Source organism: Janthinobacterium sp. 344, assembly GCF_900112025.1.
In the GTDB taxonomy this organism is placed as follows: Bacteria; Pseudomonadota; Gammaproteobacteria; order Burkholderiales; family Burkholderiaceae_D; genus Janthinobacterium.
Window position 1 is genome coordinate 38,325 of sequence record NZ_FOKL01000018.1, and the last position, 22,075, is coordinate 60,399.

Genomic DNA, 22,075 nt, shown 5'->3' on the forward strand with positions numbered 1-22,075 from the left:
CATGCGCCGTTTGATCGCCCTGACGACCGCCTGCTGCCTGAGCAGCATGCAGCCTGCCATTGTCCTGGCGCAAGTCAACGAGGATCTGGCCGGCGCCACGGCTGCCAACCAGGCGGCCCGGGCCAGCGTCACCACCCAGAGCGCCACTGCCCACGTGCCCGGCTATACGCTGTCGCCACCCGAAACCGTCTACCACGGCAAGAGTAACCTCAAAAGCGATGCCAGTACCCACCTGGCGGCCTGCGCCCTGACGCCTGGCGACCCGGCCTGCGCTGCGCAAGTGGGTGCCCTGAACTCGGCCAACACGCCGCGCCCGCCCGTGCTGGCCACCGATCCGGCTATCGCCGCCGCGCAAGCCATCGCCCGCGATCCCCTGAGTGCCGAGACGGCGCTGGCCGCGTACACCACCGGCTGTCCCGCTGGCGCAACATGTGCGCCAAAAACGTTCTGTCTCGGTACGCAATGCTTCAGTACGAGTTATACGAATGACGTCGATTTTGCGCAGGTCATGACCTACATGGAGGCCGTGCGCGAGGCTGGCGTCTATCTCGATCCGAAGACCATGACTTTGTTCAATGGCGAGGGTAATACCTGCCGCAACCGGCTCCTCAAAAACTGCTGCTATACGGATGGCGCCGGGGCCCACTTTACTAACCAGTCCCTGTTTGGCATCGGCTCGCGCCTGGTATTCGACATCCTGATGAACAGTGGCAACCGCGAGTTCATCACGCAAGGCGCCAAGGCACTGCTGACCAGTGGTGGTTTCAGCGGCAGTTATACGACGTTCGGTGTGACGGTGGCCGTCAATGGCACGGCGCTGCCGGCTGGTTCCATCACGCTGGCCACCACCGAACACCTGGCGATCGCGTTCAATCCCTGGAGCCTGGCGATGACTGCGGTGATGTACATCGCGGTCTCGATGATGTCCTGCAACGCCGGCGAGGGCAAGCTGGCGATGAAGGAGGGCGCCCAGCTATGTCACACCATTGGTACCTGGTGCAGCTCCTGCATCCGGGTATTAGGGAAATGCGTGTCGTGCATCGAGCACACGACCTCTAAATGCTGTTTTAACTCGCGCCTGGCCAGGATGATCAACGAACAGGGGAGGGCGCAGCTCGGCATGGGCTGGGGAGCACCAAAAAATCCTGCCTGTTCCGGCTTTAGCGTGGATCAATTGCAAAGCATCGACTTTGCGAAGCTCGATCTGACCGAGTTCTATGCCTCGATCGTGCCGACGCTGCCCAACGTGGCGGCAGTCAAGGATGCTGCCGCCCAGCGTGCGCCAGCCTGTTATCTTGGGAGAGGGAAATGCTGAATCGAACCACGACGCGCAAGGTTTCGCTTGCCCTTTGCTCCGCCATGCTCTGTGCCGCAACCAGTGCGGCCTCGGACGCCACACTCCGCGTGGCGGTGAACGATCCGAAAGTACTGATGTTGGCGGCCATCGATGCACCCGACGGCCGTGCAGCCGGCATGCTGACGGGAGAACTGGCTGACGCGATCACCCAGCGCTTTTCTGCCACCTCTGCGCTCTTCATGGATGTCACGACACTGGCCCGCTACGCCCAGGACGGTTGCCGCCGGCTCAACGTCCGCTTTTGGCAGGAAGGCGTCAGGCTTGCGGCGGGGCAGGCACCAAATAGGCAAACGATCGATATCGGCATCAATTACTGCCGCAATGGCCAGCCGCCCGCCCATCTGCGCCTGGAGAAAACACCATGAGAAGGTACCAATACTGTCTGACAGTGCTGCTCGCATGCGGAGCCGTACACGCCCAGGTTCCCGCCAGTGTCCCTGCACAAGGCCACGCTGCAGGCGCGCAGGCCGCTGTGCGGCGCGGCTGGCATTTTTATGATGACCCGGCAGTGCACGAACCGCAGAAGGAAGTAGTAACGCCTGCGCCAGTCGCGCCGCCAAAGCCCACCGGGCCGCAGCCACCGCCTGAAGTCAAGGCGCTGCGCGATTTACAGGTGCAGCTGGAACAGGTGAAGGCCGTCGCCGTCATGAACCCGACTGTCGCCAATGTGCGCCGCTACATGGAGCTCGAATCGAAGATCGTCAGGAATGCCTCGCTGTTTGCCGACCTGTCGCAGAAAGTGGCGTGGACCAATCCGGACCTGGACCCTACCACACAGGGCCGCCCCGTCAATGCCCAGGCGCTGGAGGTATTTGAACAGGTGCAGATGCAGGAGAGATATTCCGCCCTCGCCAACATCGGGAGCGACCACATTCTGATGTTCTTCTTCCGTGGCGATTGTCCGTACTGCCATGCCTATGGGCCGGTATTGCGGGCGTTTTCCACGAAATACCGTATCCAGGTGCTGCCGGTCAGCCTGGATGGCGGCGCGGTGCCGGGTTTTACCAATGCCCGCACCGACAACGGTACCGCCGCCACGCTCAACGTCAAGCAAGTTCCGGCGCTGTTTTTGGCACAGCCCATCACCGGCAAGATCATGCCGGTCGGTTTTGGTGTGCTGTCGGAAGGCCAGCTGGTGGAACGGATCGACGCCTTGCGGCCGCGCGCCGTTGAGACCGTCGAACCACTTTTTGGAAAAACACTTTCATCTCGGTAAGGAGCTCATCATGCCTATGCGCAAACTCATCATCGCACTATCCCTGTCCACCAGTACCCTTTATAGCCATCTGGCCTTCGCCGGTGACTTGAATGCCGAAGTCAACAAGATGTTCAACGACCTCGGTGCCATCGGCAACTACTCGGCGCCGGGCGCCTTCCGCGGCCAGGTCTACAACACCTACAGTGGCGGCAGCCTGATGCTGCGCGCGCCGAACAAGACGTATCAATTAATGGCAATTAACTACCCGACGGCCAAAGCTGGCTGCGGTGGCATTGATCTTTTCGGCGGCTCGTTCTCTTACATTTCGGCGGCCGAATTCAAGAACATGCTCAAGAACGTCACCTCCGCGCTGCCAGGCGTAGCGTTTCAGCTCGCGCTCGAATCGGTGTCTCCGATGCTCGGCGGTATCACCAAGTGGACCAAAAACCTCGAATCGATGATGACGAATGCGCAAATCAATTCCTGCAACACCGCCAAATCCCTGGTCTCGTCGGCCGCCGAGGCCACGGGGTTCAGCTCCAGCAAGGCCTGCGAGGACATCGCCGTCTCGCTGGGCCTCGAATCGGACTATGCCGCCGCAGCCGTCCGCTGCAAGTCCGACAAGGGTTCCATTCTGGATGCCGCGCGTAAATCCTCCGATCCCCTCGTCAAAAACAAGGCGCCGTTCGTCGGCAACCTCACCTGGGAATCGCTTAAGCTCGCTGGCAACTACCTGGACGACAAAGAGCGGGAAATGGTCATGAGCATGGTCGGCACCGTTATTTTCTATCCGGAAGGACGAGACGACAACCCAATTGCTCCGACCTTCACTTCCATCTCCCAGCTGCTCTATGGCCAGTCGGACGCTGGCGGCGGGAACGTCCACCAAACAGTGTTGCGGTGCAACAATTTTACAACGTGTGACCAGGTTACCGTGGATCCCGCCTACGTCCACACGCCATTTACCGCCAAGGTTGAAAAACTGATGCGTTCTATCGCTTACAAAATCGAGACGCGCACACCGATTCCCAACATGTCGCCGGAGGTCGGTTTTGTGAACCAGACCAGTGAGCCTGTCTACCGCATGCTGTCGATCGGCGCATCGTTTCCTTCTGCCACAGCCAATGAGCAGCTGATTGCCACCTATCGGGATGTGATTGCCGCGGATTACGCCTACATGTTTCTCGAGAAGAACCTCAGGTTGGGTATGGGGGCGCTCGAAAAGGATTTCACGTTAAACGCCCAACAAAAGATAAGAGCGCAAGAAATCCGGCTGCGTGCCAAAGACATGCTGGCCCAGCTGTCCCGCGAAAAGGCCCTCGTCTACCAGAAAGTAGGCTCTATCACGGTGGTGTCCAACCACCTGGAACAACTGTCACGGCAAATGCGCGCCAATATGCCGCAGCAGGTACTCGATCTGCTGGGACGCCAGGCCGCCTATCTGCGTTGATAAAAAGTAGAGAAGTAAAAGAAGGAGGTAAATAGTCATGTGGGAAATTTTCGCTTACCAGAACTCGGACAGTTTGTACGGGCTGATGAATGCAGTGGCCGCCATGGTCGGCGCCAACACCTACCGAAATGCTCTCGGCATCGTCGCCGTGTGCGGCTTCGTGGCCGCACTGGTAGGCTATGCCTTCGCCCCGGAAAAGATGGTGGGCTGGAAGTGGCTCGCCTCGGTCGTCCTGGTATTTTCAGTACTCGTAGTGCCAAAGGTCACTGTCGGTATTGTCGACAAGACGGGAGGTTCGGCCGAAGTATTCGTCGACAACGTCCCGTTCGGCCTGGCGGTGCTTGCTTCGCTGACCAGTACGGTCGGCAATAGTCTGACGGAACTCGAAGAAACAGCCATGCAGGTGATTCCGGGGCCCGCCGGCATGCCGGATAAGCTGAGCTATCAGAACAATGGACTCATGTTCGGCAGCCGGCTGGTGCGCGAAACGTCCAAGGTCGTGTTCCAAAGTCCGTACTTCAGGAACGATCTGATTAATTTTCTGCACCAGTGCACGATGTTCGATTTGGCCTCTGGCTACCTGTCACCGGAAGCATTTGCGACCTCTGGTGACGTTTGGGCGCTCATGGGGGATCCCAATCCTGCCAGGTTTACCGGCGTCACGAATGCGGCCGGTACCTCGGAAGTGCTCACCTGTCCTCAGGCATATACAAAGCTATCGGCGAAAATGCCGGCCGAAGTTCAGCGCATCCAGGGCACACTGGCATTCCGCATGAATCCGACGCTTCCTGGGGCGGTAGCCTCGGCCCTGATCGCGGACCAGATACAGCAAGCCTATCTGAAAGCAAAAATTGCCGACGCCTCGGCCAGCGCTGCTGATATCATCCGCCAAAACGCACTCATCAATGCTGTGAACGACACTAGCCTTCTGGCTGGCCAAAAGGACAACGATCCGGCCACGATGCTGCTGGCTGTCGGCCGCGCGCAGGCGGTGGTTCAGACCAATGCGGCGTGGATCAATGCTGGGAAAATAGCTGAACAAGCACTGCCCGTCATCCGTAACGTGGTCGAAGTGGTGGCGTACGCGATGTTCCCGCTGCTGATCCTGCTCCTTATGCTGGCTAACGGCAAAGATACCGTGGCTGGCTTCAAGAACTATGCGTCTGTGCTTATTTGGATCCAGCTTTGGCCGCCGTTGTATGCCATCCTCAACTACGCTGCGACCATGTATGCAATGCGCGATTTGGCGGCCGCGGCCAGCGTAGGCAACGGGGTCAACGCCCTGTCGCTGACTACTTCCTCGACCATTTTTTCCAGCGCCATTTCTGGCGAAGCCGTCGTCGGCTATATGACCATCAGCATTCCCTTCATTGCCTGGGCTGCCCTCAAGCGCATGGAGAACTTCGGCACCGCGCTCGTCGATGGCATGCGCCTGTTGCAAGGCAATGTGACCACTGCCACCAATTCGGCGGCAACAGGCAACGTATCTATGGGAAATGTCTCCATGGACCAGATGACCTTGGCGCCTGTCCGCTCGTCACCGTTCTTCAGAAGTCGGCAAAATGATTTTTCGGGGAACACGTATACAGGTGGTGAACTGTCTGGAATCACGGCAGGAAAAGCATTTGCCAATGAGGGGCCTGTTTCGAAGATCGTCGACGCCAAGATTACGCAACAGCACGTTGCAGCCGCTAGGAAGTCCGCTAGCGCGGCAAAGTCTGAGGCCATCGCAGCCACCAATGATAAAGCCGCAGTCCTGTCGGACGCGCTAACACATTCGCAAGGAACCTCTGGTATTCAAAACGCGTCTAAAGGTACAAACAGGGCTAGTACAGAAGGTTTTGGACAACGTACGAACGAGCTCCGCCAAGTGGCCGAGAATGTGGCCAAAGCAACTGGGGCCACCGAGCAGCAAGTAGCAACCGTCGCATTTGGCGGCGCTGTTGAGTTTAAGCCCGGCATACCTGGAGTCGGAAGCGTCGGTATATCTGCTCGTGGTGCCAAGGATTACGTCGCATCGATTGACCAACAACTAAAAGAGATCAAAAACAAACTAAGTAGTGAAGAAGTAACAAAATTTAAGGAATGGGGAGAAATGCTTGCCAAAAATACTAGCTTATTGAATTCGGTAATATCGGACCATAGAAATGGGCAAGAGATCGCTGCAAGATTGACAAATTCTGTTTCTAGATCTGAAAGAGCGGATGCAACGCTTCGAGAACAAGAAGAATATTCAAGAACTGTCTCCGGGGCATTTGAACGCGGTGAATTAATGAGCATCGATCTTGCAAAAAATCCTAAAAACATCGACTTGTTTGAAGCGCTACTCTCACATGGCGAGAGTAGCGCTTCCGCTCAAATATTATTTGATTCGCATTTAGGTAGTATCGCGAAGTCACCGATTATTCCTAGCGCAAAATCTAATCTTCCGAATTCATTTAAAGCTGTTCGAGAAATTTATCATCGTGATAAATCCGACCTGTCTTTGAATCAGGATTTAATAAAAATTCACAAAAACAACAAATTAAAGGTGAATCAAAAACCTTCCGGGAAAATAGGGGGCAGCGGGGAGGTTGCCGATGCAGGCGGCACAAGCTTACAGCGAGAAGGAAAAAGCTGGGTTGAAAAGGAACAAGTGAGAATCAAAGAATCCCCATCGCCATTGCAGAAGGAAATTTCTAACAAATACGACGCTTTAGACCGAGAAGTAAATCAATCAAAGAAGGATTTTTATAAATCTACAGGCATTAAAGAAAACCCATCAGGACACATTGCGACAGATAAATCTCTTTTTGGAAATGCAAATGAACAAGTTACTGAAGATCCCGATGTCGTTGCCAAACATTTCCAATATCTAAAAAGAAAGGCGAAAGATAATTTGAATAAATTATTAAATAAATAGACGCACATTAATTCTCCCTAGATAACCATCTAGCATCTAAACTTGAATTGCCATGCTCATCGATTCTGTATGACGGATTTTTTATGAGATTTCCATCATTAAAATCGGTATCGTATCGATGAGCATGAGAGCGCAATGTGGTTTTCCCACTGCATTTGTGAAATTCCGTAATTGTATAATGTATAAGGTAAATCAATTCATATAGCATTACAATAAAAATGAAACCAATTATCGAAAAAATGGCTGTTACCGTTGTAGATTCGCCATATCCGAGAACGCCACCGAAGATCGATCCGACGATTCCACACATCAATACTTTCTTTAAATGAATCATGAACTTCCTCCACGAACAGGTGACCAAGAAAGGAAATAATAGTGATATTTTTTCTTTTTTCAAGTATTTAAATATAAATTCAGACTGAATAACTTTACGGAAGGACATTAAAATCATGTATGGCTGGAAATTTTTATCAATTATGATTTTCCTTTCTTTAAGTCTTTTTTCAACTTCGTCGCATGCTGTAGCCTTCGCAAAAAAACCGACGGATGACTCGGTCTGCGATTTAGCGCCGAAGACCACGAGTCGGTTAGGGCAAAGGACCTTCGTTGAAGCCGGCACGCGCGATGAGAGCGAAATTTATGCTCGGCTCGCCCTTCGCTTCGTCACAAAGGCGTGTACAAATGGCCAGGTTTTGCTTTTGCACTCCGAGGATGGAACAGAATTCGACGAGCAATATTTTCGCGCCGTTACAGCTCAGCTATGTAGCGCCTCTGCGGTAAAACGAGAATCTGCCGCTACTCAAGAACGCCCACATGCTTTCATGCTGGAATGCCCGATCTCGAAGATCAAAGAAGCCACCGCAGCATTAGCCGAAATGGAAAAAGCAAAACCGACGGAAGCCATGATCGAGGAGGGCGCGCCGATGCGCAGTGCACAGCCCAACCGGAGAGAAGAAGAAAAAAAAGCGTGTGGTGACAAGATGACCTGGGAAACTGTCGTACTGGGTTGGGGGGGCAGTTGTCGCTAACTTATCGCGCCTATCCGCCCCAAGGAAACGCCATGGAAAATAATGACGATAAGAGTCAGGCTGAACTGCAGGCCGCCAATCTCGCACTACTGATGTTGGCTGAGATACGCGAACAACGCGCGGGATTCAGGGAAGAACGCCTGGCGCTTGAACGGGATCGAAAATTTGCTCGCCGCCTCACCATGACGCTGAAGTCTTTGCTCGTTCTCATGCCACTCTTGTTCGGCCTGTACTTTTTCATGCAAATGTTGCAGTTTAAAATAGGTCCCTTCAGCCCGGTCATAGGCATTGTGCACATCGAAGGCGAGATCGCTGCAACCTCACTCGCGTCCGCGGACAAGATCGTGCCGGCCCTGAAGCGCGCGTTTGAGTCCAGCAACGTTACGCAGATAGTTCTGGCGATAGATAGTCCCGGTGGTGCGCCGGTCGAGGCCGAGCGTATCGGAAACGCGATTTACTCTTTCAGGAAAAAGCACCCGAAACCGGTAGTGGCGGCGATCAGCAACGTCGGCGCATCGGCTGCCTACATGATTGCCTTGCACGCCGACAAGATCATCGCCGGGAAATACAGTCTGGTGGGATCGATCGGCGCCATCATCGCGCCATGGCAACTGTCGCGTGCGCTGGACCGCCTGGAAATCTCGCAGCAGGTATATGCATCCGGTCACCTGAAGGCATTCTTAAATCCGTTCACGCCGCCTACCCAGGACGCGCAAGCCAAGGCGCAGGATTTGGTGGACAGGGTAGGGCGAACCTTTTTGCGCGAACTTGAGGAACGGCGCGGCCGCGCCCTGAGGCACGACGTTAACTACGCCAGCGGGGAAATCTGGAGCGGGTTAGAGGCAAAGGAAATCGGCCTGATCGATGCCATCGGCACGGTGGATGACTTCGTGGATGCTCAAAAGGAGGGGACTGCATTCAACTTTGGACCACATCCTGGCGGATTTGGCCAAATGGGTGCCCTGATCTCAACCTCGCTCATTTCTTCGCTCGACGACATCATCGCGAGGCAGAGGTTTCAGCTCAGGTAGAGGAGGGAGAGCGGAGGTGCAATTCCGTACGGTATGCGACCCATGTCAAGCAAAAATACGGTGCAAATTGGCTAGCTTTCTTGTGGCCGATACTGCCTTCGCACGAGTAAGCTTGAAGAATCATGGAAAGATATCAAGCCTACAGGTTCGAGTTGAGACCAACCGGCGAACAGGAGCGCGCCATGCGCCGCTTCGCTGGTTCGTGCCGGTTCGTCTTCAACAAAGCCTTGGCTCTGCAAAAAGAAAATCACGCAGCCGGCAACAAGTTCATCAGCTATGTGGACATGTCGAAATATCTGACAGCATGACGCAACTGTTGCGAAACTCCTTGGCTTGCTGCCGCACCGCGTTCAGCACTTCAATATGTGTTGAAGGACTTAGAGAAAGCTTACGCGAATTTCTTTGCTGGCCGTGCGAAATTTCCAAGATTCAAGTGCAAGGGCGACAGAATTTCCTTCCGCGTGGCAGCAAAAGGGGCAATTAGAATCGAACAAACCAACAGCCGCCTGCGTTTTCCCAAGTTAGGGTGGCTACGGTACCGCAAGAGCCGGGACTTTGTTGGTGAACCTGTGAATGCAACCATAAGCCAGGCTGCTGGTAAGTGGTTCATTTCAATACAGACCCGGCGTGCGGTAGATCTGGTGGTTCCTATCGCTACGAGTGCAGTTGGAATAGATGTCGGCATCGCTCGCTTTGCCACCCTGAGCGACGGCAGCTTCATAGCGCCGCTGAACAGCTTCAAGAGACACCAGCAGCGCTTGGCGCGCTACCAGCGCCGCATGAACCGGAAGGTCAAATTTAGTAGCAACTGGAAAAAGGCAATCGCCAAAGTTCGACGGATTCACACGCGCATCGCGAATGCCCGGAAAGATTTCCTGCACAAGACAACCACAGCGATAAGCCGAAATCACGTGCTCGTCTGCATTGAGGATTTGCAGATAGGGGATATGTCCAGGTCCGCCAAAGGCACTGTCGAACAGCCGGGCAAGAAGGTCAGTCAAAAGTCGGGGCTGAACCGCGCCATTCTCGACCAGGGATGGGGCGAGTTTAGACGGCAGCTTGACTACAAGATGGAATGGAGTGGCGGCATGCTGCTTGCCGTGCCACCGCACCACACTAGCCAGACATGCCCAGCTTGCGGCCACGTGTCGAAAGACAATCGGCAGACGCAGGCAAATTTCCAGTGCGTCAATTGTGGTTACACAAATCACGCCGATACAGTTGGCGCGATAAATGTGCTTGAGCGGGGGCACCGCTTGCTAGCCTGTGGAGAGATGGCGCAGTCAGGCCGCTCGAAGAAGCAGGAACCCCTCGAAGCGTGTAGCAACTCATCGCGCCGCGCCGTAGAAATCCCTGTCCTTTAGGCAGGGAGGATGTCAATTTAGCCTGTGGAGAGATGGCGCAGTCAGGCCGCTCGAATAAGCAGGAACCCGCCGAAGCGCTTCGCAAGTCATCGCCCAGCGCGTAGAAATCTCCGTCCTTTAGGCGGGAGGATGTCAACAGGGACAGGAGGGCCAGTGACGGCGCGTGCGTCACCGCTTCAACAACAAGCTGCTCGCGATCCTACAAGAGCCGCATTTCAAGCGACTGGCGAGTGTCTAGTGAATTCGGGGCAATTCACCTTTAGATTCGCCGCGTAGCAGAAGGTTTCACATACGCACGAATCAAGTAGGCAATGTCTACATTGTTAACACTTTAGGAAAAGCAGTCTCGAAGAGTATGTCCATCTTTTTTGAAGATTGTTACTGCTGCAATGGCGTAGTCCTTAGACTTTTAGAACGCCCGCCATTGCCAATGCACGAACGAGATAACCAATGCAAAAACCTGAGACTCTCTCGACTTTTAAGCATGAGGTGGTCTTAGCTTTATAAAGAGCACATCCAAGGTGCCAATAAATGTCCTCATGATGTTGGGCTTAACTTCGTACTCTAGCTCGCACCCGCGCTGTGAAGCCAACCTAGCGAGACAGCCAAGCAGGCTTGTGGGAAATTTTGGTTGACCGTTCTCTAGTTGCATCTGAATCAAATTTCCATTTGTAAGTGGCCTGAGCGTTGGGAGGTCATCTATACAAAATAATCCAATGTTGGTCTCAGAAAAATTTGTCTGCTGATGTACTAAGCTTGGAATTGGAGACAAGGCCAAAATATCCAAGATTTCATCAATAGTTTTTAGGGCGATCTTGCCGCCAGGGTAGACAAGTGGAAAAGATATTATTTCGATTGGATCTAATTCCAGATTGGCTAGATTCGAAGCGGCCCAGTAGAGTTGTTCTCGTGCAGCGCCTTTTTTCGTGAGGATTGAGATCTGTTCATTTGCCCATGTTTGCAAAACCCCGATCGGCGCGACTCTTATCCCTGATTCCCTGTTCGCAGATGTCGGCTGGGTTTCCAAATATCCTAAATATGATCCCGTAGCGCGATTGACTTGGTGCGTGAGTCCTCCAATAGCTTCAGTCGTCAGAAAATTCATTTCTTTATTTGGCGGCAGGTCAAGTAGCGCGGCATACCCGACCATGCGCCCTTCAAATTCAATAGCCTTAAGTCGATTGGCGTTCTCATAAACGTATTCGGCAGAGGGCGGTAAAGATGATCCCAAGACATCGGAAAATGTTAAATCAGTTATCCATTCTCGGATTTGTTCTTCTGATTTAATGAGGTTGATATCTTCGTGAACTCGCGTCTCATGCTCTCCTTCAATTTGAAGTGTAATTCCTACGTCAAGGCCAACTGTGATGACGGCAAGATAATTTCTTAGCGGTACACGTACCTCGGGTTTCTGTTCTTTATTTAGGAGCCGAACTGTCACCGTCTCTATTGGTTCGTCGACCGTGATGCAGACGCTTGTAGAAAATGCTGCATTAAACTTAACGCCACCACCTTTGGATAATATTGGACGCAACGATAATCCATCGGGAAAATGAAGATTGGTGACATCTGAGATCCCGTCGCTGAATAATCTGCTGGACACGGAAACTTCTGACGCGACCATAAATGTAGAATAAAATCCGATGCCAAATTTTCCGACGGGCTTAAAAGTTGATGATCTCAATCCCGGAAATTCGGATTGAACTAGATCCGAGGCCCAGAATGATGTACCAAAATCTAGGAGTGCCCCTACAATGGTGCGCTGGGACATGCCTATGCCGTCATCACAGATTTCGATAACGGTTTTAGTCTCAGACTTGCGGCTAACTTTTACCAAAATACGTCCACGGAAATTCGGCGCAAGTGCCATACGTGCCCGTATCGCGTCCCGTGCGTTTTGAACAAGCTCTCTGATAACAACTGCGAAACTATCGCCATCTCCGTACAACTGTTTGCCGCCCAAGTCCCTAACTAGTTTTTCCAGATTCCCAACGTGAATCTTAGCAGTGGTCGGGGTCCAGTCTACCGTTCTGACGAAGCGGCTCAGCTCCTGAGGAGACTCGGAGCCGGTAACTCTTCGAATTTGAAACTGAGGGCTTTGTCTGAGACATTGAGGTCTCGTTTCTAGGAGGGCATTCGATGACTTTATTTCTGCGTCGATTAAAACAATCGTGTCGTACGCAACCCACCACGCTTTTGCATCTTGCGAGTGAAATGGTCTCATCGACGTAATCAGCAAACTGCTTTCGGTGGAATCTGAGGTATCAACGCTTGCCCTGCCTAACCAATTTTGCGCCTTCCAGTGGTTTAAGGATACTCCGCTCTGTTTGGATAGCGAAAATAGGAAGTCAGGGGCGCGACGGTCATCAATATGTGCCGCATCCGCGCACCTCAATAGACAAGCGATCTTGACTGGATCGACGGCCCATCCAATTGGCCATGTTCCCGGTGGGTTAAATTGAGACGGCAGTATTCTTTTTACGTCTTCGATGCTCCAATTGTGACTCGCGGCTATCTGTCCTATCAGTGACCCATATCGTCGTCGCAGCTCTGGATCCTCGATCAGATAGAAAGAGGGCATTCCGTTTTGACCAGGCCATTCGCGTTCGCCCAGGAGTTCTGCTTGTCGTGCATGTAATGACCTCATTGTATAAAAGTCACAGAACTGCTCGATTACGTCCTGTGAAGCTCTGTTTTCCTTGCTAATTTCGGCTGCATAGGCGTCTTTCCAGACGACAGTGTTTCTAATGGAGACTATTCCTCCCTCATAGGCTTCAGAACAATGCGCGGCGTCGTGCAATAGAATAGCTCCGCCTAGGACAAATGCCTCCATGGGATTAAGAGGATACTGCGGCCCGGCAATCAAGCTCGCGGTCTCCCACAGTGCATCCAAGTGTGTAATATCGTGGATCGTTAGCTGAGGAAATTGATTTGCGATCCTTAATGTCAACATTGAAACGTTATTGCGAAAACGCGAAAGCGTGCCGCGCAAAGCCTCCTTTTTTTGCTCGGCTTCGCGGTCGTGGTCGACCGCGCCGAGACTGTTTTTCCAAAGGGTAGTGGCTTCGATGTAAGGCGTCATGGCAATGTTTAGAAATTAAGTATGGGGTAATGCCGCATCAGTGCAGGAAATCACTCTTGCACAATAATTTCCAAGAGAACGGTGTTTTCAGATATTAATCTATCTGTTCTGAGCGCGCAAACCTTATCGATTAGTGCAAAAGTTGAGCCGTCCGAAAAGAGTACGTATTTGTAGCAAGAGGCTGGGCAGCACATACTAGTTAGCTGGAGACAGCTTTCCGTTTCAAACGCCTGAAGAAGCCGTCAAATTGGCTATCCTGGTAGGCTACGATTGATAAAAAAAGGTAACTGACCTGGTTGAGCCGCTCCGAACTCTACTTCGCCGCGGTCGGGTTGAGGTAGACGTTAGTTGTTTAATTTCGTGTGATCATATTCCTAGCCGCAGCATGGCCCCGATGTCACGGCTCATATCTACTCCGAATAGCCTCTTGCAACTTCACAGCTAGGCCGCCAAGGATGCCGACAAGGCCTATGCTTCGCGTGCCCATCGGGCCTGGTTGCGCAGCCGTGGCATTGCTCCACACATAGTCCGTTACGGCATCGAGTCGCGCGATGGCCTGGGTAAATGGCGCTGGGTGGTCGAACGCACGCAGGGCTGGTTGCACCGCTTCCGCCGATTACGCATCCGCTACGAGCGCCGTGCCGATATCCACCAGGCATTCTTCGCGCTTGCCTGCATACTCATCTGCTGGAGATACATTCAGAGGTTTTGTTAGGCGTTCTAACAGGGTGTAGACGAAATTAACCCTTATAAGCAAGTCTGTTGAGTAGCATGCGCGCCTCAGCCAACCAGACCCAAGCTGCCGAGACATCGAGTTTGCGGTCGTGGTGCATCACCGTGCGGCGCCAGCGTTCAGTCCATGCATGGGTCCTTTCGACGACCCAGCGCATGGGAAGGACCATGAACCCGGCATTCACACCCGCAACATCTTCAGGGGTGGTATTGGGATCGTGCAGTGTTCCGGTCGTGCCATTGGCTGGATGACGCACCACTGCAACGCGAATACGGTGCGCCTGCTCGATGGCATGCGCACATTTCCCGCCATAAGCGCCGTCGGTATAGAGCCTGTCGAGGCGAGGACTCTTGCTGCACGCTTGCGTCACCACGGCTGCGGCCGCATCCCGGTCTTGCACGCTCGCGGCGGTGACCGACACGGCGATGATCAGCCCCATCGTATCGACGACGAGATGACGCTTGCGCCCCTTGATCTTCTTGCCTGCATCAAATCCGCTTTCGCCGCCTTGCGGCGAGATCCGGGTGGACTGCGCATCAATGATTGCTGCGCTTGGCGTACTTGCGCGTCCCATACGGACACGCCATTGTTCGCGCAGCCGGTCTTGCATCTGTTCGAATACACCGGCGTCAACCCAGCGCGAAAACGCCTTGTAGACTGCCTGCCAGGGAGGAAACGTCTCGGGTAACAGCCGCCAGGCACAGCCTGTGCGCAGCACGTAAGAGCACGCATTGACGAGATCGCGGCGGTTGTAATGCACGGGCGTGCCTCGCTGTCCCGGCATACGCTCGAACAAATCAGCAACCAGCTCCCATTCGGCATCGGTCAGGTTCGTGCTGTATGGCGAGATGGCCTCGCGCCGGTGGGCCGCCGTATAGCCATATCGTTTGGCGCCCTCGGCTCGCACCGTGACCGTACGGCGCAGTGGCTTGAGCCGTACGACGCCTAACGCGCGTAGGGCACGACGAATCGTTGCTGCGCACACGCGTAGACCGCAGCGGTAATGCAGTTCGTCGGCGATTTCCTGCAAGCTGGCCTGGGCGCGTTCCATCACGATATCGTGCAAAACTGCGATATGCTCAGGCTTCAGCGCTGGCGGTCTGCCGCCGGCGCTGCTTGACGGTTCAGTGCCGTCGAGTGGATGTGTCGTTACCATGGCATGTTCCTCCCACATCGAGATAGCATGCCACAACTTCGTTGTTGATTTTGTCTACACCCTCTTAGAACGCCTAACAAAACGTCGTCCAGGGAAACAAAGGGGACCGATGCTGGTCAAACCTACCTGACATCATTTTCGAGGGCCGCGCCATGGCCCAAGCACTTCTTCCTGATGACCTGTGGGAGCTGATTCAGCCTTTGTTGCCAGCACATCGTCCTTTCCCTCGATGGCGGATGTCCTCGCGTTGGCGATCGCGATGCCTTGATCGGCATCCTATTCGCCCTGAAGGCCGGCTTGCCTTGGGAATACCTGTCGTCCGAGTCCTTCGCCATATAGGCGACTGACTGGGAGTTGATCGGCTGATCGCGTTGCACGATCTGATCTGGCAACACGGCCGATCCGCATGGGTGACGCAACATTTACCGAAGCTGCCTCAGGGTAATAGTCAACAGCCGGCCACGCCGGCGCCGTGGACCTGATCGACCATCTGCCGCCGCCGCAAGGTCGACTAGCAACGCAGCAGCTGGTCGCGATGTAGGCGGCACCGGGTTCATCAGTTGGTTCATGCGGGCAGCCGGGCAAGAAGGTCAGCCAGAAGTCGGGGCTGCACCGTGCCATTCTAGACCAGGGCTGAGAAGAGTTCAGGCAGCAACTCGCCCACAAGATGGAATGGAGCGGCGACATATTGCTGGCCGGGCCAAAGTACCACACCAGCCAGGCGTGTCCGGTTTAGGCGGCGGCGGGACGGGAACGGTGCGTACGCCACCGCTTCAACAACAAGCTGCTCCCAATCCTACAAAAAGCCGCATTTCAAGCGACTTGCGAGCGTCTAGTGAATTCCTGGTGATTCAAAGCCACACGCTAGGAGAGTTGGAAACAAAGTCTCGTGATTTCCAGTAATAGAACACGACGATTCGACATAAAAGCGTTGCCCGAAATTTCATGAGGAGCTAGTTTGTTGCGGTAATATAATTGACAATAGAAAATTTCCCAAGGCATTCACATGACCTATCCACAACCTAAGGCAGCTTCAAGCGAACTAACTGGCGGCAGCGGCTTTACTTACGAGGATACAGTCGTTGCATACTATCTCGCTCAACTTTTAAGGTTCGAAAGGGCCTACGGTCAGCCAGGATTGGTGACGAGCGTCGCTATTCAGCAAGAGCAAAAAAATCCTATGGACGACCTCGTTGTCGGCTTTGATGACTCAGGTGTCACTCGGAACATTGGCCTACAAATAAAGCGTTCTATAACAATTAGCGGTTCTGAGTCCAATACAGAATTCCGTGGAATAATTTCTGCCGCGGTTGCCACGCAACGTTTAGCTGAGTTCAAGAGAGATGTCGATAAATGCGGATTCATCGTCGAACACGTGACGCCCAGCACCTTGCGTAGTTTGAAGCGCTTAATTGATTGGGCGCGGGCAAGCCCGACCTCGCTCGAATTTGAATCGCGTTTTCTAAGCGAAGGCAACGCCGCCAAGGATGAACGTGAACTGCGACAATCGCTGCTGCCGTTACTTGAAGCTAGCTGCACCGAAGACGAAGTTTCGTTCTATCGCCACTTTGATGCGACGCAGATGAGCGGCCTTGACGAAAATGGAGCTTGGCGAGCGGAAGTAATCAATCGTCTTCAGGAGCTCATTGTTACAAATGATGATGGCCTCGACATTTTGCTTTTTGACCGGTTGTGCCGCATTGCACGAGAAGGCTCAGCCAATGCGACAACATGGACAAGAGAATCGCTACTGCCTCAACTTCGCAGCTGTGTAACGCTTAGAACTATCCCTTACCTCCAGAGCGACTTAAAGGCTCTGTCCGCTTATTCGTTGGAATGCATGAACGACGTGAGTGAGACTATTGACGACTTTCACGTTGGGCGAGCTGAGTTGCAGTTGAAACTAGCCCGACAACTTGAGCAGTTCAAAGTGGTGGTGATTGGCGGCCTCCCAGGGTGCGGGAAGTCTGCTGTCTTAAAACGGTTCGCACAGGACGCAGCTTCTAGAGGCCCGGTTCTCTTCTTTAAAAATGACCGTCTCGTTGGTAACGGATGGACCGCCTTTGCTGCAAGTCTGGGCCTTAGACGAAGCCTGAGTCAGCTACTCTCAGAAATTGGTTCCGTCAGCAAGCCTATCGTGTTCATCGATGGCATAGACCGTATTAGACCCGACCAACGCGGACTGATTTTAGATGTAATTCGCGCTATTCAAAACAATTCGAATCTAGGTAACTGGCGCGTGATGGCCACATCTCGCGACCAGGGGCTTGAAGCTTTCCGCACGTGGTTCCCACCTACCTTTATAGCATCGAGCGGGATAGGCGATGTTATTGTCGAGGCATTTTCTGAAGACGAGTCGGAGCAACTGGCGCAGTCAAAGCCGAATCTTCGCGCTGTGTTGTTCGGAAATCCAGCGGTGCGTGAGATAGCACGTCGACCGTTCTTTGCTTCAGTTCTCGCTCGCTCAATACCCCATGGAACCGAGCCGCAAGCTGAAGTGGACTTGATTTCGGCATGGTGGAGCAACGCAGGACATGACGCTGTCACCGACGCTGTTCCTCTACGCCAGCGCGCGCTTATCGACATTGCAGAAAACGGAGTGCGTAATTTCGGTAAAAGAATTCCAGTGCGAGACTTAAAAGATTCCTCCGTTGCGCAAATTACAGCGCTAAAGACCGACCAAATCATCAATGAGCAACGCGGCGGCGCTTCACTTACATTCTCCCACGATATATTTTTTGAGTGGACATTCTTCAGGCTCCTGGTTGACCTCGGAGATGATTGGCCGACTGCGTTGGTGGCCGCAGGTGAGGCCCCGCTTCTCGGCCGGGTGGTCGGTATCCTTGCTCAAGAATCACTCGGAGATTCAGGCCGCTGGACTGCCGGCTACCTATCATTGAATGACAAAAACCTCAGGCGACAGTGGCAACGGGAATGGCTCACCGCCCCGCCGTTTACACCAGATTTCCAAAAGCGCATAGTCGAATTTTCTACTTTACTCCAATCCAACGACTATGCATTATTTGAGAAAGTTTTAGTTTGGTTCCAAGCGCAACATACCATTCCAAGCCCGATTATTTTGGGACGGGACCACGGTCCTGTAGGTACGATTGACCGTCTAACTCTTGCCGATATGCTCGGTTGGCCCTCCGACTTTATCGCTTGGGGGCGTTTGATTGATTGGGTTATAAGCGAGGCGCCACAGATGCCTGTGAGACTGATACCGAAAGCGCTTGAGCTGTTTAGTGTCTGGCAAAATCCGTGGTCTCATATAGAAAACCCTCGTTCATACCAAATTTTGCAATTGGTTGAGTCATGGCTTCGTAAAATGGAAATGGGCACCTTGCATGACAGATCACTGAGCGAAGCCAAGACCACAATTGGGTTCCGTGATGACTCTGGGGTAGGCAACACCTTGCGAAATATGCTTTTACGTTCAGCGAGAAGCTATCCTGAATTTGCGAGGGACTTGTTCAAGCGAACTATCGCGGACGAACGCTTAAGGCGCCATTCGTATTCGGACTTGATTGCTTTCTCTCCTTTTATGTCGGTCATTGCCCCTGAATTGCTTGCGGACCTAACGCGTACGGAGTTACTACAAGAACTCCCAGAAGCACGACGTCAGCGAGAGCGTACGCGTCAAGAGGACTATTACAAGCGTAGAGCCGAATTGAACGCGATACCGGAAGAGTCCCGCACAACGAAACAACAGGCTGCGCTGCATTCCGGATCCTTCTTACATAGCGAAAAATACGACCTTGATGATGTTGGGATAGACCGTCACAACAACGCATACTATCCGTCCTCCGCGCTTCAGGAGCCGTTCAAGAGCCTTTTCGAAAATAATTCAGAAGAGGCCTTACGTTTGGTAAGCGACCTGGCCAATCACGCAACTACGGGGTGGCGCCAGGTTCATGCCATTAATAAAAGCCGAATGGGCACACCTCTTGCTGTGTCTATACGGTTTCCCTGGGGAGAGCAACAATTCTGGGGCGACTGGCATGTGTACAGCTGGGGTTTGGGGCAACTGGCTCCTCAGCCCTTAGAGTGCGCTTTCCTATCCCTAAATTATTGGGCGTTTAAGCAGTTAGAAAATGGAAGGTCTGCCAGCGATGTAATCGAGGAAATTTTGAAGGGAAGTCAATGCTATGCGTTCCTCGGAATTGCACTTCGTCTTGCAATGGAGAAATGGGAGGTATCCAGAACCATCTTACCAATAGCAGTCTGTCAGCGCCTCTGGGCGCATGACATTGCTCGATATGTCCAAGAGCCCAGCATGGACATTGATTTATTTGGGTTCGGATTTTTATCGCGCCTAGAGGGCGAAAAGGCTGCAGCCAAAGAATTTCTCGATTCGAGGAAAAGCCGTCGGAGAGAAATCCGCCAGTTAGCAATGGTCTTTGCACTCAGCGGTAATCAAGAGCTGAGTGCTCAGTTTGAGCAAGCGCTAGTAAACTTCACTGCAGACCTTCCTTATGAGTTCGAGGAGGCCAAACTCGATGCAACTTTTACCCGCCACCTCTCAACTGAAGCGACGCGATGGGCTGCACTAGGAAGCAAGGAAAACTACAAACAAGAGCCGCATGGACCAGGACAATTCACAGTGACCTACGAAGCACCTCATCCCCTAACTGAATCTGAGGAAAGGCGTTTAGAAGAGAGTACTATTTCGTTACTAGGGTTCAGCATCGTGGGATGGGCGACTAAGTCATTTAGTACTAATAAACTTGGGGAAGAATTTACGTTGGAAAAAGTCGTCGCTCATGCCAAGGGACTGGGCGAAAATATTCTTTTCGATGAGACAGATCTTGACGTGGCGTCCGCGCAGTCGGTCACAGCCACCGTGGCCGCCTGCGTAATTCGATTTTGCGCACCCAACGACAGACATCTCGCTTGGGCTTGGGCAATTATGGATAAGATTGCCAATATGAAGGAAAGGCGCGATACCTATAGCGGCTCGAAAATTAGCTGGCATCCGGTTGGTCGACTTGTGCTCGCACTTCAGCACGATCGCAAGTCTGATTTGTCTCGCCCCGACAGTATCAGCCGACTTCTTACATTGGCACTACATCCTATCGATAGCGTCAGTGAGTTGGCGGTGCTGGCACTATTCCAAGATAAGGATGAGATTGTGCGATGGACCGCAGGGCAACTAATGGTAAGCCTATGTATCGTTCACACAGCAAAGTATAAAAAAGGGATTTTCGACCACAGCGCAGATGAGAAAGCCCGTCAAGCCAATCTGAGAGCTGCGCTGGATGCGGTGGATAAGAAGAAGTTTTTGTCACTGCCGCAACTGCCAGATGCTTGGATTAAAGTGAAGGGGCCCAGCCGCAGGCAAAATACGGGTGAGTGGCGTGAGCCAGATGTTTACTTTGATGCCCGTATGGCGGCCAAACTGATACCGCAGATGCCTTTAGAGGATTGGATGAAAAATGACACTTTTCATCCTGTGCTTGAGCCGCTGATTAAGAATCTGGTGAAGTGGACGGTGGATGTACACTTGCCGCCGTGGCGTACCCCAGGCCACTCCAGCAGTGGTCGAAGCAACATGTTCGAATGGAATCGTGCATTGGCAGGTATCCTGGCACGGGTAGCACCATTGTTTCCCATAAAGACCGCTCGCGACGAACTCCTTACGCCAATACTGCAAGACGATGAAAAATTGTTTGGCATTCTCGCTCGTTTTACCGACATGTTTGTCCGACGCCACGTGTTAGATTCACCGTCGGTCGAGGCTAATAGTATGGTACTGCTGGAGATGTGCGCCGCACGCGTTATGGACGATAACCAGTTTTCCCCGGACAACTGGCGAGCAGGCCAGGTTAGGTCAAGTGAAATGCAGGAGATTATTTCGGCACTTCTATTCGTGAACGTTGAGAAGCCGGTTTCAGGTGCTGCTCGCTTCGCAAACGAAGACTGGACAGAAATCGATATTATTCTTCCTTTGGTAAACGGTATAGTTCGAAAAATCGGCTGGTCACCATTTGTGATGGGGAAATATCTCGAACTCTGCGAGCGCGCGGGACAGTGCTATCCAATAGCCGATTTCGGACAACAGGCCAATGCTGCACTTGCAAATGTCGATGACGCTGAAGACGGCTGGACCGGCACTACGCTCCCAGCACGTTTAGCGGGCGCAATCCAACGACAAGCCGACTGGAATTTTCCTCTACGTGTCGAAGATGCGCAGGGGCTGCTTACAGCTCTGGACAAACTCATCGACCTAGGTGACCGACGCAGCGCCGCATTGGAGCAGACTGAAGCATTCAGAGGCGTCCAGGGAGTGTTCAATCGATGATTGAAGCACGAGATCCGGTGGGACCCTTAGAGGGTGCAGACAAAATCAACAACGAAGTTGTGGCATGCTATCTCGATGTTGAGGGAGCATGCCATGGCAACCAAACATTCACTTGGCAGCACTGCGCCGTCAAGCAGTGCCGACGACACATCTCCAGCGTTGAAGCCTGAGCATATCGCAGTTTTGCACGATATCGTGATGGAACGCGCCCAGGCCAGCTTGCAGGAAATCGCCGACGAACTGCATTACCGCTGCGGTCTACGCGTGTGCGCAGCAACGATTCGTCGTGCCCTACGCGCGTTAGGCGTCGTACGGCTCAAGCCACTGCGCCGTACGGTCACGGTGCGAACCGAGGGCGCCAAACGATATGGCTATACAGCGGCCCACCGGCGCGAGGCCATCTCGCCATACAGCACGAACCTGACCGATGCCGAATGGGAGCTGGTTGCTGATTTGTTCGAGCGTATGCCGGG

Annotated in this window: 10 protein-coding genes and 4 pseudogenes; 12 read left to right on the forward strand and 2 right to left on the reverse strand. The window is 53.1% G+C overall.

Annotation, left to right across the window (positions count from 1 at the left end):
* Position 1 precedes the first annotated feature (1 nt).
* The 8 genes and pseudogenes from traN to BM193_RS27630 all read left to right on the forward strand — a co-directional run bounded on the left by traN (position 2) and on the right by BM193_RS27630 (position 10,330).
* A complete protein-coding gene (gene traN / locus BM193_RS27600) occupies positions 2 to 1,315 on the forward strand; it encodes a conjugal transfer protein TraN (protein WP_092832588.1) in 1,314 nt (437 codons plus the stop codon).
* On the forward strand, positions 1,309 to 1,722 hold the full coding sequence (locus BM193_RS27605; RefSeq protein WP_217638437.1) for a hypothetical protein: 414 nt from the start codon (positions 1,309 to 1,311) through the stop codon (positions 1,720 to 1,722). Before traN ends, BM193_RS27605 begins: the two co-directional genes overlap by 7 nt.
* Entirely contained in the window at positions 1,719 to 2,573 is an 855-nt protein-coding gene (gene traF, locus BM193_RS27610; RefSeq protein WP_092797226.1) for a conjugal transfer protein TraF, read from the forward strand. Before BM193_RS27605 ends, traF begins: the two co-directional genes overlap by 4 nt.
* A 10-nt stretch (positions 2,574 to 2,583) precedes the next feature.
* Positions 2,584 to 4,005: a conjugal transfer protein TraH gene (locus BM193_RS27615; RefSeq protein WP_092797225.1), complete on the forward strand. Its 1,422-nt coding sequence runs from the start codon at positions 2,584 to 2,586 to the stop codon at positions 4,003 to 4,005.
* Positions 4,006 to 4,042: 37 nt separating this feature from the next.
* Positions 4,043 to 6,907, forward strand: coding sequence for a conjugal transfer protein TraG N-terminal domain-containing protein (locus BM193_RS27620; protein WP_092797224.1), 2,865 nt, complete (start codon positions 4,043 to 4,045; stop codon positions 6,905 to 6,907).
* A gap of 449 nt (positions 6,908 to 7,356) precedes the next feature.
* On the forward strand, positions 7,357 to 7,935 hold the full coding sequence (locus BM193_RS28610; RefSeq protein WP_139176062.1) for a hypothetical protein: 579 nt from the start codon (positions 7,357 to 7,359) through the stop codon (positions 7,933 to 7,935).
* A gap of 32 nt (positions 7,936 to 7,967) precedes the next feature.
* Entirely contained in the window at positions 7,968 to 8,966 is a 999-nt protein-coding gene (locus tag BM193_RS27625; RefSeq protein ID WP_092797223.1) for a S49 family peptidase, read from the forward strand.
* Between the two features lie 122 nt (positions 8,967 to 9,088).
* Positions 9,089 to 10,330 (forward strand): annotated as a pseudogene (locus tag BM193_RS27630) (RNA-guided endonuclease InsQ/TnpB family protein).
* Positions 10,331 to 10,808: 478 nt separating this feature from the next.
* Here BM193_RS27630 and BM193_RS27635 read toward each other — a convergent pair.
* Positions 10,809 to 13,412, reverse strand: a complete 2,604-nt coding sequence (locus tag BM193_RS27635; protein WP_092797222.1) for an HD domain-containing protein — start codon at positions 13,410 to 13,412, stop codon at positions 10,809 to 10,811.
* Between the two features lie 457 nt (positions 13,413 to 13,869).
* Between BM193_RS27635 and BM193_RS27640 the strand changes: the two are divergent.
* Positions 13,870 to 14,127 (forward strand): annotated as a pseudogene (locus BM193_RS27640) (transposase); the annotation flags it as partial.
* A 25-nt stretch (positions 14,128 to 14,152) separates the two neighbouring features.
* Here BM193_RS27640 and BM193_RS27645 read toward each other — a convergent pair.
* The gene (locus BM193_RS27645) at positions 14,153 to 15,301 is read right to left on the reverse strand and encodes an IS5 family transposase (protein ID WP_092832592.1); all 1,149 of its coding nucleotides are present in this window, start codon (positions 15,299 to 15,301) and stop codon (positions 14,153 to 14,155) included.
* 152 nt (positions 15,302 to 15,453) lie between these two features.
* Here BM193_RS27645 and BM193_RS29250 point away from each other — a divergent pair.
* The 3 genes and pseudogenes from BM193_RS29250 to BM193_RS28620 form a co-directional block, all read left to right on the forward strand.
* A pseudogene (locus tag BM193_RS29250) lies at positions 15,454 to 15,607 on the forward strand (transposase); the annotation flags it as partial.
* A gap of 700 nt (positions 15,608 to 16,307) precedes the next feature.
* Positions 16,308 to 21,602, forward strand: coding sequence for an NACHT domain-containing protein (locus BM193_RS28615; RefSeq protein WP_139176061.1), 5,295 nt, complete (start codon positions 16,308 to 16,310; stop codon positions 21,600 to 21,602).
* A 93-nt stretch (positions 21,603 to 21,695) separates the two neighbouring features.
* Positions 21,696 to 22,075: pseudogene (locus BM193_RS28620) on the forward strand (IS5/IS1182 family transposase); the annotation flags it as partial.

What these genes read in the sequence shown, in the direction of transcription:
- traN (WP_092832588.1), top strand. Translation starts at nt 2, where the DNA reads ATGCGCCGTTTGATCGCCCTGACGACCGCCTGCTGCCTGAGCAGCATG.
- BM193_RS27605 (WP_217638437.1), top strand. Translation starts at nt 1,309, where the DNA reads ATGCTGAATCGAACCACGACGCGCAAGGTTTCGCTTGCCCTTTGCTCC.
- traF (WP_092797226.1), top strand. Translation starts at nt 1,719, where the DNA reads ATGAGAAGGTACCAATACTGTCTGACAGTGCTGCTCGCATGCGGAGCC.
- BM193_RS27615 (WP_092797225.1), top strand. Translation starts at nt 2,584, where the DNA reads ATGCCTATGCGCAAACTCATCATCGCACTATCCCTGTCCACCAGTACC.
- BM193_RS27620 (WP_092797224.1), top strand. Translation starts at nt 4,043, where the DNA reads ATGTGGGAAATTTTCGCTTACCAGAACTCGGACAGTTTGTACGGGCTG.
- BM193_RS28610 (WP_139176062.1), top strand. Translation starts at nt 7,357, where the DNA reads ATGTATGGCTGGAAATTTTTATCAATTATGATTTTCCTTTCTTTAAGT.
- BM193_RS27625 (WP_092797223.1), top strand. Translation starts at nt 7,968, where the DNA reads ATGGAAAATAATGACGATAAGAGTCAGGCTGAACTGCAGGCCGCCAAT.
- BM193_RS27635 (WP_092797222.1), bottom strand. Translation starts at nt 13,412, where the DNA reads ATGACGCCTTACATCGAAGCCACTACCCTTTGGAAAAACAGTCTCGGC.
- BM193_RS27645 (WP_092832592.1), bottom strand. Translation starts at nt 15,301, where the DNA reads ATGGTAACGACACATCCACTCGACGGCACTGAACCGTCAAGCAGCGCC.
- BM193_RS28615 (WP_139176061.1), top strand. Translation starts at nt 16,308, where the DNA reads ATGACCTATCCACAACCTAAGGCAGCTTCAAGCGAACTAACTGGCGGC.